The sequence below is a fragment of the Acidimicrobiia bacterium genome (genome assembly GCA_012959995.1).
Taxonomy (GTDB): domain Bacteria; phylum Actinomycetota; class Acidimicrobiia; order Acidimicrobiales; family MedAcidi-G1; genus MedAcidi-G2B.
Window position 1 is genome coordinate 90,535 of sequence record DUCC01000016.1, and the last position, 9,917, is coordinate 100,451.

The window sequence follows — 9,917 nt, forward strand, 5'->3', positions numbered from 1 at the left end:
CCTCTGCTGGAACTTCTTCTTCTACTGCTGGAACTTCTTCTTCTACTGCTGGAGCCTCTTCCACTGCTGGAACTTCTTCTTGTGCTTGCTCGGTGGCTTCTTCAACCAAGGCCGCAGCAAGTGCTTCAGCATCTTCGGTGCTTTCCGCTTGGTCAGCGTCGTCGTTGGTTTGTTCAACTGTTTCGTCAACCAGAGTTGATTCTTCGTTGTTTGCTTCGAGCACTGCTTCTGTGGTGGTAACGGCATTTTGCGTTTCTGGAACTTCAGCTAATTCGATGTTGCTTTCTTCGGCCACTACTACGGTGGCGGTTTCGCTGGTCTCTGCGTGAGACGAGTCGCCGCGCAAGCCGATAGCGACGCCGGTAACGGCGACGATTATGGCCAGCACAATGGCTGCGGGGATAAGTGGGTTTTCGTTGAATCGTTTCATTGTTTTCTCCTTGTTTGGCGGGCCCCTTGTTGAGCCGTTCATGGTTAAGACGCAGAGAAAACACTTGGTGGACACTTTTTTACAAAAAAAATGCCATGATGCGTTATGGATACTTTTGGCCCCCTTGTTTCTGCTCAAGAACTTGAAGATCGCCTTGACACCCCGGTGCTCTGTGACGTGCGGTGGTATACCGATGGGCGCATCGGCCGAGAAGAATTTGAAAGTGGCCATATCCCTGGGGCAGTCTTTGTAGACCTTGATCAACGTTTGGCTAGCCCCGACAACGGGGGCGAGAGCGGCCGTCATCCTTTTCCCGCGGCCCAAGATTTCGCTCATTGGCTGGGTTCCATCGGGGTAAGCCCCACTACGCCGGTGGTGGCTTACGACAACGCTGGCGGGTTTAGCGCCGGGCGTTTGGTGTGGATGCTACGCATTTTAGGTCATCCGGCGGCCTTGCTTAACGGCGGTTTGGCCGCTTGGTCTGGCCCGTTGAGCAGCGAAGAAACCCGACGGCCAGCCGTATCGTGCCCCATCCGTCCTTGGCCCGAAGAGCAGTTGCCCAGCATTGAGCAGGTGGCGGCCCATGATGGTCAAATCGTTGATGCCCGTGGCCATGACCGGTTCCGGGGCGATAACGAACCGCTCGATGCTCAACCAGGCCACATTCCAGGAGCCGTCTCTTCTCCTTTTGTCCAGAACATGGTGGACGGTTACTTTCTTTCCCCCGAAGCGTTGCGCCAATCTTTTGCTGACCAAGGTATCGACGATGCGCAAAACGTTATTTCGAGTTGCGGCTCAGGGGTGACGGCTTGCCACAATTTGTTGGCCATGGAACACGCCGGGTTGGGGCGCGGCCGCTTGTTTGTTGGTTCGTGGTCGGCTTGGAGTCGTTCTGATCAACCGATCGCCACCGGGGAATAATCGGCCGCCAAAGTTGGTTCCGTAACTATGCCTTTAAATCAAGAACTCATGGTGGGGATTTTTGCCGCCGACACGGGCGTGGCGGGCGAGTTGCGGTATGCCGCTAAAAAACTCACCGGGCAAACGAGTTGCTCTCTGTGTGATATCACCCACGGGTGGAACCCGAAGGGCCGGCCCGAGTGGAAAAAAGCCTGTGCCGAAGCCGGTATGGAACTCAAGTTGATTCACCGCAACCACGCCACTAAAAGCCAGCTCGAAGCGGCTGGTGCTCTGCCGGCAATATTGGTTGGGTCAGAAAATCACTGGCGGGTTTTGTTGGATGCTGGGTCGTTAAAAGAATTGGCTGGCTCGCCGGGCCTACTTGTTGAACGCCTGCAAAAACTCGTTTAAATATGATGGCTGGCCGGGCAGGTATCGAACCTGCAACCTCCTGGTCCAAAACCAGGCGTTCTGCCAATTGAACTACCGGCCACTGGCCATCTTGGTTCTGAGGATAATAGACAAAGTCAGCAATGCGCCAAAAGATCCTGAAAACCTTACCCGATGGCCTCCCAATTTTTTGTGTGCGAGCCATGGTGCAGATAACGCTTACTTTTTGCGTCGTTCTGCCTGTCTACGCTGATACGGTATCGCCCGATATGGGATCACTTATTAAAAAGCGCCGCAAGCGCATGCGTAAGAAGAAACACCGCAAGATGCTTAAGCGCACCCGCGCTCAGCGCCAACGCGGTAAATAACTCTTTTACTCGGCGGCCACCGTGTGGACTACCCGCCGGTTTTCTCCAGGAAACGCACCTTCAACAAACCACGTACTACCGCTACCTGCCAATTGGGGGGTTAGCCCGCTGGCCTCTTCGAGAGCGTCACGGTAGATCGTCAGTTCTGGGTACTGGACTAAAGCCGCCGGTTCAAGGTCATTGCCTCCGTCGCCCCGTGGGCCTCCCAGAGCATCCCATTTGCCGTAGACCGCGGGCGTGGAACAGCCAAACGGTGAGGTCAACAAAGTAAAGGTGCGTGGTTCAAATGGCAGGAGGCTTACTTCTTGGCCTATGCCGGTCACCCATGCTCGCCCGCCTCGCAAACAAAAAGCCACGTCGGCGCCCAGCGTGGCTGCTGCTTCTAAATCGGTAAACCCGGCCCAGCGCAGCACCGCTGCCGCATCGGCCGAGCCGCCTCCCAGTCCGGCTCCGGCGGGAATATTTTTTTCTATACTTATTTGTGCTTGCCGGCCTACTAAAGCCAGCGCCTTGGTGACCAGGTTGTCGCCGTCAGGAGTTACCGAAAACCCTTCTGTTGCTCCGTTCACCGAAAGCCCTTGGCCCGGGGAGACCAGCAGTCGGTCGGCCAAGTCAAGGGTCACCATCTCTGCTTCGATTAAATGAAACCCGTCGGGGCGAACCCCGGTAATGCGCAACCCAAGGGTCAATTTGGCAGGGGCCATTAATGTTGTGGTCATTTTTTAACCCGGTCGGCGATGGCCGCCCACTGTTGGAGGTTTAGCTCTTCGGCTCGCGCTGTGGGTTCTACATTGGCGGCCTTAATTTCCTCTTCGGTGATCATGGCGCTTAATGAACGCCGTAACATTTTTCGGCGCTGCCCAAAGCCGGCCCGCACTAAAGCGAACAGTGTTTTGGCATCCGCAGTTACTGCAGGTTCAAGACGGCGTTTTATGTGCACCAGTGCGGAGTCCACCCGAGGTCGGGGGTAAAAGACCGATGGCGGCACCTTGCCCACTAACGCCGCCGTGGCGTGATAGTTCACTTTGACCGAAGGCAGGCCGTAGGCGGCATCGCCGGGGTCAGCCACCAGTCGGTCGGCTACCTCGCGTTGCACCATGACCAGCATTGAAACCACGGCCGGGGTTTCGTCAAGGAGGTCACAAATCAGTGGCACAGAAATGTTGTAAGGCAAGTTGGCCACCAAATGCCAAGGGCCGGCACCTAAAATTTTTGTCCAGTCTGCTTTCATGGCGTCTGCGTGCACTATGCGCACTGAGCGGCCGTTGGTCACTTCGTTGAGCACTTCAACCAATGTGTCGTCAATTTCTATTGCCGTAACCGATGCCCCGGTATCACAGAGGGCCAACGTTAGAGCACCGATGCCGGGCCCGATTTCTACCACTTGGTCGCCGGGGCCCACTTCGGCCAGTTCAGCGATGCGACGCACCGTGTTGGGTTCGACGACGAAATTTTGTCCCAGCGACCGTTTGGGTGAAATTTGATACCGGTCCAGGAGCTCCCGGACCTCCGTCCGAGTGAGGGTCATGCCTTGAGGCTAGAGCAGGAAACGCCCACATTCTGGCCATTGGCCTGGACCGCGAAAATCGTAAAGTGTCTGAGCCATCAAATCTTGATCAGTGGGCGACGCTTCAATGGGGTCAACCCCTTCAAGATGGTTGACGTGGTCAAAGATGCTGGCGATCCAGTCCCAGGTTTGACGGCTAAACTGGTAGGCCCCGCGGTAGCTACCGGTGGGGTTGATTGCTTGGTAATTGTTGGTTGATTCGCAGCGTCGTAAATCATCCCATTGTTCAGCGGTGGGTCCGCCGGGGGTTGTTGGTGTGATGGGGGGCACGGTGGTTGGTGAGGCTGAGGTCAAGTAATCCAGTTCTTCTCGTCGTCGTTCTTCAGCCAGACGATCTTCTTCTACTCGGCGGGATTCTTCGGCTAAACGGGCCTCTTCTACAGCTTGGGCCTCTTGGGTGGCCAAGAGTTTTGCTTGTTTCCGTTCCTGCTGAGCGATTACCTCAAACTCAACTACGGCATGGGCTCGTGCTTCAGCAATAATTTGGGCCGCTATTTCTTCGGCTTGAACATTTTTTACCGCCGCCATTGCGGAGGTTATTTCTGAAGTCACTGGAGGAAACTGCTCACTAACCATCGAGCGGACCCGAGGCATTGTGGTCGGTGCTGGGGCGGCCGCTTCTAAAGAGGCTGCCTCATAGGGCAGGCCCGAGGCGCCGGCCACTGCGGTGACCGAACCTATGGCGTCTGGGTTTTCCAAAACGAACAGGGGCAACGCAGCAAAGGTGGCCAGAACCACCACTACTACACGCCACCGTTCGATGGTGGTGTCGACGTTCAGAGCTCCGTCCCTTTCCTCTCTGGTGCTTGCCACTTATGAGGCGCGCACAGCCAACAGAAAAGTTACGAAGAGATGACAAAAGTTGCAACCGCATTCTTTATTGTCGCGCGCAGAGCACTACTCTTCGCGCGAATAAAAATATCGGCTACTGGGGAGGAAGACCATAAAAACGCTGTGCTGAGGCGGTAGTTGCGGCGGCTACCTCGCTGAGCGAAAGGCCGAGCACTTCGGCAATTTTTTCACCCACTAAACCCACGTTGGCCGGTTCGTTGGTTCGCCCTCGTAACGGCACTGGGGTCAAGTAAGGGGAATCCGTTTCAACCATGATGCGATCCAACGGGCAAAGCGCGGCGGCTTCTCGCACCTCGGGGGCTTTGGGAAAGGTCACGATGCCGCTAAACGACACCATGGCTCCTCGTTCCAGACAACCCGTTGCTTCTGTGGGCCCGCCAGTGAAGCAATGGAATACCGTGCGTTCCGGGGTGCCTTCAGCATCTAAAAGGGCGAAGGTTTCTTCCCACGCCAGACGGGTGTGAATAATCAACGGCAAGTCACGCTGATTCGCTAATCCGATATGTGCCCGAAAAATCTCTTGCTGCTGGTCTCGGGGGGAATGATCGTAGTGAAAGTCCAGTCCGGCCTCGCCGACGGCCACCACCTTCGGGTGATCCAACAACTCAGCGATGCCTTGCATTCCGTCTCGCGCTTCGTGGGGGTGCACTCCGGCCGTAGCCCACACTTGTTCAAAGCGTTCCGCCGTCGCTACCGCCGCTTGGCTGTGCACCAGGTCGGTACCCACGGTGATCATGCCCTCTACCCCAGCATCTGTTGCTCGTTCTATTACCTCTGGGGCGTCTTCACCCAGATGACAGTGGTTGTCGAACCAGTGAACTTCGCCCACCTTCTCATTAACTTTCTTGGTCAGCCAACAGTTCGCCCAAATCTACTTTGGCAAACAACGGCGAGGGCTTCCCTATGGGTGAGCCCGGGGTGAGTTCTTCTCGCTGCCAACCAGCCACCGGGCCAAAGGGGTCGTTCAAGGTTTTAGTAGAAAACGGCAGGTAGGGCGCTAAAGCTACTCGTACCCCGCCCACTGCAGCGAGCGCTGTCCCCAAAATAACTTTGGCTCGTTCGGGGTCGTCTTTAGCGACCTTCCAGGGTTCGGTAGCGTTGAGGTAAGCGTTTACGGCGGCCGCTCCGTCCATGCCGGTACGCAAGGCGGCCCGCAATTCAACTTTTTCCAATTGTTGACCGGCCGTAATCAGCGACGCATCTATGGTCGCCAGCAGAGCAATATCTTCGGGCTGGCGGTCACCGGGTTCTGGTACTTGCCCGTCACAGGTTTTATGCACCATAGAGAGCACCCGGTTCACCAGGTTTCCCCAGGTGGCGGCAAGTTCTTCGTTAATGCGGCGGGCGATTTCTTCTACCGAGATGTCAGTGTCACTTTGTTCAGGCAAGTTGGCCGCCAAGGCGTAGCGCAGACCGTCTGGTTCGAACAGGTCCAGGCCTTCGCCAATGGTTAAGCCCACTCCCCTGCTGGCGGAAGCTTTGCCACCTTTAAAGGTCACGTACTGGTTGGCTGGCACGTCAGTGGGTAGGTTCAAACCGCCGTAGCCCGACAACATTCCGGGCCAAATAATGGTGTGAAAAGGAATGTTGTCTTTACCAATGAAATACACGCTGCGGGCTTTATCGCCCTCCCACCATTCGCGCCAAGCCTCCGGGGTTCCTTGGGTCTGAGCCCATTCTTTAGCCGCCGATAAGTAGCCGATAACCGCTTCGAACCACACATAAATACGTTTACCGTCGCCCAGGTCGTCAACGGGGATTTCAATACCCCAATCTAAATCTCGAGTTATTGCCCGGTCTTGGAGGCCTTCTTCAATCCATCCTTTGGAGAAATTAAGCACGTGACGGCGCCACCCTTTTCGAGTTTCTAACCAGTCACCCAACACCTCTTCGAAATCGGAGAGGCGCAAGTAGAAGTGCTCGGTTGATCGCAACTCTGGCCGAGACCCAGAAAACTTTGACCGGGGGTCCACCAGTTCTTCTGGGTCAAGGGTGCGTCCGCAGTCTTCGCATTGGTCGCCTCGTGCATCGGTGTACCCGCAATGAGGGCAGGTGCCTTCGATGTAACGGTCGGGCAAAAACCGTTCGGCTTCGGTGTCGTAATATTGTTCGCTAATCCGTTTATCAATGTGGCCTTTTTCTAAAAGACGCAAAAACATGTCTTGCACCACGGCGGCATGATTTTCGGTTCCTGTTGAGGTGTAGCAGTCCCAACTAATGGCCAGGCGTTCCCAGTCGGCCACGAACTCGTTGTGATAGCGGTCAACGATCTCGGCCGGGGTTACCCCTTCAGTATCGGCGCGAACAGTGATCGGGGTGCCGTGCACGTCTGAACCACTAACCATCAACACCCGGTTCCCGACCAAGCGTTGAAAACGAGCGAAAATATCGGCGGGCAGATACGCACCGGCCAGGTGGCCAAGATGACGCGAGCCGGAGGCATAGGGCCACGCCACAGCAACCAGAACTGGTGAGGAAGAAGAATTCATGACTCGAGGCTACCGGTCGCCTCGCAAGTCGAGGGCAGAAGAATAAGCGCGACGGCGACTGACCCCGAGGCGGCGGGCGGCCTCATCGGCGGCATCCCGGGTAGAGACCCCGCTGGCTAGTATTTCTTCCAATACTTGGCCCAACCGTAGGTCATCTGCTTCGGCCGGCGGCGGGGCGCCGCCTAATACCAGAACCACTTCGCCTTTTATTTCTTTACTGGCCCAATCGCTGGCCTCTTGGAGCGACCCACGAAATACTTCTTCGTGGAGTTTGGTGACTTCTCGCACGATGGCCATTGGACGGTCTGGGCCACAGAGTTCAAGCAGGTCAGCCACCGTGGCACCTACACGTTTGGGAGATTCAAACAACACGGTGGTGCGTTCTTCGACGGCAATTTCTGCCAAACGTTGCTTACGTTCTTGACCTTTGCGGGGCAAAAAACCTTCCATACACCAGCGCTGGGTAGGTAGTCCACTTATTACGAGCGCCGCAACGGGGGCCGCCGGGCCAGGAACCACCGTTACTTGGTGGCCGGCTGCCAGAGCGATTTTTACCAACCGCTCGCCGGGGTCAGAAATCCCGGGGGTTCCGGCATCAGTGACTACTGCTACTTGTTGCCCGTCGTCGAGCCAAGCCACCACGCGTTGGGCGGCTCGATCTTCGGTGTGAGCATCTAGACGCATCAACCGTACGCCGTCCACTCCAGCGTGTTGCAGCAACCGACCAGTTCGGCGGGTGTCTTCGCAAGCCACCACGTCAGCGGCGGCTAGGGCTTCTACGGCTCGCGGTGAAAGGTCACCCAGGTTGCCTATAGGGGTTGCTACCAAAGTCAAAACACTCATAGCTAGCGAACCTCCAGTTCGTCGCCTACGGCAAGGCCCCAACGCTCAAATGATCCGGACTCTGCTTCTACTACTGCTCGGGCGCCCCGCACCGGCCGCCCCAGCCGCCAGGGGGGCATGCTGGTGACCCGCAAGACTTTGAGTTCTTTATCAAGGTGAGCGACATCTATAGCGAACCGCATACCGAGGGTATGCACCGAGTTGGCGGGGCGCAGCAACATGGCGCCTTCAATACTCGTTCGGCCCAATAAGCCTCGTTGACGGTCCGCACACCTTTCAGCGATTTCCACAGAGCTCAACACTTTTTCACCACAAACCAACCACGGCATAGGTAAGAGCGTAGGTCACACGTTGAAGCGGAACTCCAAAACGTCGCCATCTTCTGGAAAATAATCTTTTCCTTCGGATCGCACTAAACCTGCTTCGCGGGCTTTTACGTAGGAGCCTTGCTCGAGCAAAACGTCCCACCGGATGGTTTCGGCGCGGATAAACCCTCGTTGAAAATCGGTGTGGATACGCCCTGCACATTCAGGGGCGGAGGAACCCACACGGAAAGTCCATGCCCGGGATTCTTTTTCGCCGGTGGTGAAATAGGTCCGCAGCCCCAACTGGTGGTAGGCCGCTTGTACGAAACGGGGAAGAGCGCCTTCGCCGAGGCCGAGGCCTTCGAGTAGTTCGGTGCGGTCTTGCAGGGGCAACAAAGCGGCTTCGGCTTCGAGTTGCACGCACATGGCGATGACGTCGGCTCCCGCAAGTTCTTCAATAACTGGGGCAATTATCGGGTCGGGGTTTTCAATTTGTTGTTCATCTAAATTGACGACCGCCAATACCGGTTTGGTGGTGAGCAGGGAGAAGGGCTTTAGTTGGAGGAGTTCCTCTTCGGTAAAATCGGCGCGCCGTATAGGGGTACCTTCGCTAAGCGCTGCTTCGGCTCGTTCTAAAATTTTCACGATCCCCACCAAAGAGGGGTCGCTTTTGGTGGCTCGCCGGTTTTTATCTACTTGCCGCTCTACTATTTCGAGGTCGGCCAAAGCCAGCTCAATTTCGACAATGCGCAGATGCTCTAACGGGTCGGTCGGCCCAGGAACATCGGTGTCTTCGAAAGCCCGCAACACAAAAACAATGGCGTCTACTTCTCGAATGCCCGACAAAAATTTGTTTCCGAGGCCCTCACCAGAGGCGGCGCCTTCTACCAAGCCGCCGATATCTAAAAACTGCACGCTGGCCGGCACGGTCTTAAGCGAACCGCTCATCTCGGCGAGACGGTTCAGGCGAGTATCTGACACTTTGGCTACCCCTATGTTGGGGTCGGTGGTGGCGAAGGCGTAAGGGGCTGCTAAAGCACCACCACCCGCTAAGGCATTATAGAGCGAAGACTTTCCTGCATTTGGAAGCCCCACAAATCCGAATTGTTCCACCGTTGCTCCTTGATTTCCTCTTGTACTCAGTCGAACGGTCAGGTTACGCCGGGAGTGCACTGGCCAGACCAGAACTTTAAGAACTCTTTCAATGTCCTGGCCATTTATGCGATGAACCTGGGCTAATTGCCGTTAGCCTCTGGGCTATGTCTAAGCGCACATCCAAAAAGAAAGTCAATGCTCGGCGGAAAAAGGCCAACCATGGCCGTAAACCCAACTTGGGCCGCAACAGTTAATTTGATTCGTTTTCTCTGGTTTCCCCTATGAACGACCAGAATGTCGACCCGGTTCTTGGCCGGGGAGATGCTACACCGAGCGAACAGATTGATACTTTTCCCGTTGACGGGCCCATTGATCAAATTTCGTTTCGCTCTTCGGAACTCACCGCGGTTTGTCCAGTTACTGAGCAGCCTGACTTTTATTCCATCATGATCATGTACCGGCCCGATGACCGGTGCATAGAAACCAAATCTCTCAAGCTTTATCTGCGAACCTTTGAAGGGGTCGGGATTTTTGCCGAACATTTGGCTCCAAAAATCGCTCAGCATTTGAGTTCTGCGGTGGGGGTACCGGTTGCGGTAACTCTTGAGCAGCAACTGCGGGGAGGAATCGTCACCACGGTGACTGCCCCGGGTTCCGTTACTTAACCTTTCCTTTTGT

13 protein-coding genes and 1 tRNA gene are annotated in these 9,917 nt (G+C 55.8%); 5 read left to right on the top strand and 9 right to left on the bottom strand.

Going from position 1 to position 9,917, the window contains the following annotated elements:
- The 3 genes from EYQ49_05145 to EYQ49_05155 all read left to right on the top strand — a co-directional run.
- Nucleotides 1–240 (top strand): hypothetical protein (locus EYQ49_05145; GenBank protein HIG25263.1); only part of this gene is annotated, 240 nt, incomplete at its 5' end.
- 295 nt (nucleotides 241–535) lie between these two features.
- A complete protein-coding gene (locus tag EYQ49_05150; protein HIG25264.1) occupies nucleotides 536–1,351 on the top strand; it encodes a sulfurtransferase in 816 nt (271 codons plus the stop codon).
- 27 nt (nucleotides 1,352–1,378) lie between these two features.
- Nucleotides 1,379–1,741 carry a hypothetical protein gene (locus tag EYQ49_05155; GenBank protein HIG25265.1) on the top strand — a complete coding sequence of 121 codons (363 nt, stop codon included), beginning with the start codon at nucleotides 1,379–1,381 and terminating at the stop codon, nucleotides 1,739–1,741.
- Between the two features lie 6 nt (nucleotides 1,742–1,747).
- Here the strand turns inward: EYQ49_05155 and EYQ49_05160 are convergent.
- Nucleotides 1,748–1,823, bottom strand: a tRNA-Gln gene (locus EYQ49_05160).
- A 166-nt stretch (nucleotides 1,824–1,989) separates the two neighbouring features.
- Here EYQ49_05160 and EYQ49_05165 point away from each other — a divergent pair.
- Nucleotides 1,990–2,088, top strand: coding sequence for an AURKAIP1/COX24 domain-containing protein (locus tag EYQ49_05165; protein ID HIG25266.1), 99 nt, complete (start codon nucleotides 1,990–1,992; stop codon nucleotides 2,086–2,088).
- A 5-nt stretch (nucleotides 2,089–2,093) separates the two neighbouring features.
- On the opposite strand, the gene EYQ49_05170 is transcribed toward EYQ49_05165, so the two are convergent.
- The 8 genes from EYQ49_05170 to ychF form a co-directional block, all read right to left on the bottom strand.
- Nucleotides 2,094–2,807 carry a 4-(cytidine 5'-diphospho)-2-C-methyl-D-erythritol kinase gene (locus EYQ49_05170; GenBank protein HIG25267.1) on the bottom strand — a complete coding sequence of 238 codons (714 nt, stop codon included), beginning with the start codon at nucleotides 2,805–2,807 and terminating at the stop codon, nucleotides 2,094–2,096.
- Nucleotides 2,804–3,616: a 16S rRNA (adenine(1518)-N(6)/adenine(1519)-N(6))-dimethyltransferase RsmA gene (gene rsmA / locus EYQ49_05175; GenBank protein ID HIG25268.1), complete on the bottom strand. Its 813-nt coding sequence runs from the start codon at nucleotides 3,614–3,616 to the stop codon at nucleotides 2,804–2,806. Before rsmA ends, EYQ49_05170 begins: the two co-directional genes overlap by 4 nt.
- A 9-nt stretch (nucleotides 3,617–3,625) precedes the next feature.
- A complete protein-coding gene (locus EYQ49_05180) occupies nucleotides 3,626–4,468 on the bottom strand; it encodes a hypothetical protein (protein HIG25269.1) in 843 nt (280 codons plus the stop codon).
- Nucleotides 4,469–4,580: 112 nt separating this feature from the next.
- Entirely contained in the window at nucleotides 4,581–5,378 is a 798-nt protein-coding gene (locus EYQ49_05185) for a TatD family deoxyribonuclease (GenBank protein HIG25270.1), read from the bottom strand.
- Complete coding sequence (gene metG / locus EYQ49_05190) at nucleotides 5,344–6,996, bottom strand: methionine--tRNA ligase (GenBank protein ID HIG25271.1); 1,653 nt, start codon at nucleotides 6,994–6,996, stop codon at nucleotides 5,344–5,346. Before metG ends, EYQ49_05185 begins: the two co-directional genes overlap by 35 nt.
- Before the next feature lie 9 nt (nucleotides 6,997–7,005).
- Nucleotides 7,006–7,839, bottom strand: coding sequence for a 16S rRNA (cytidine(1402)-2'-O)-methyltransferase (gene rsmI / locus EYQ49_05195; protein HIG25272.1), 834 nt, complete (start codon nucleotides 7,837–7,839; stop codon nucleotides 7,006–7,008).
- Between the two features lie 2 nt (nucleotides 7,840–7,841).
- Nucleotides 7,842–8,168 carry a DUF192 domain-containing protein gene (locus tag EYQ49_05200; protein ID HIG25273.1) on the bottom strand — a complete coding sequence of 109 codons (327 nt, stop codon included), beginning with the start codon at nucleotides 8,166–8,168 and terminating at the stop codon, nucleotides 7,842–7,844.
- A gap of 15 nt (nucleotides 8,169–8,183) precedes the next feature.
- Nucleotides 8,184–9,257 (bottom strand): redox-regulated ATPase YchF, encoded by a 1,074-nt coding sequence (gene ychF / locus EYQ49_05205; protein ID HIG25274.1) that lies wholly within the window; start codon nucleotides 9,255–9,257, stop codon nucleotides 8,184–8,186.
- A gap of 263 nt (nucleotides 9,258–9,520) precedes the next feature.
- On the opposite strand from ychF, the gene EYQ49_05210 reads away from it, so the two are divergent.
- Nucleotides 9,521–9,904, top strand: coding sequence for a 7-cyano-7-deazaguanine reductase (locus EYQ49_05210; protein HIG25275.1), 384 nt, complete (start codon nucleotides 9,521–9,523; stop codon nucleotides 9,902–9,904).
- Nucleotides 9,905–9,917 lie beyond the last annotated feature (13 nt).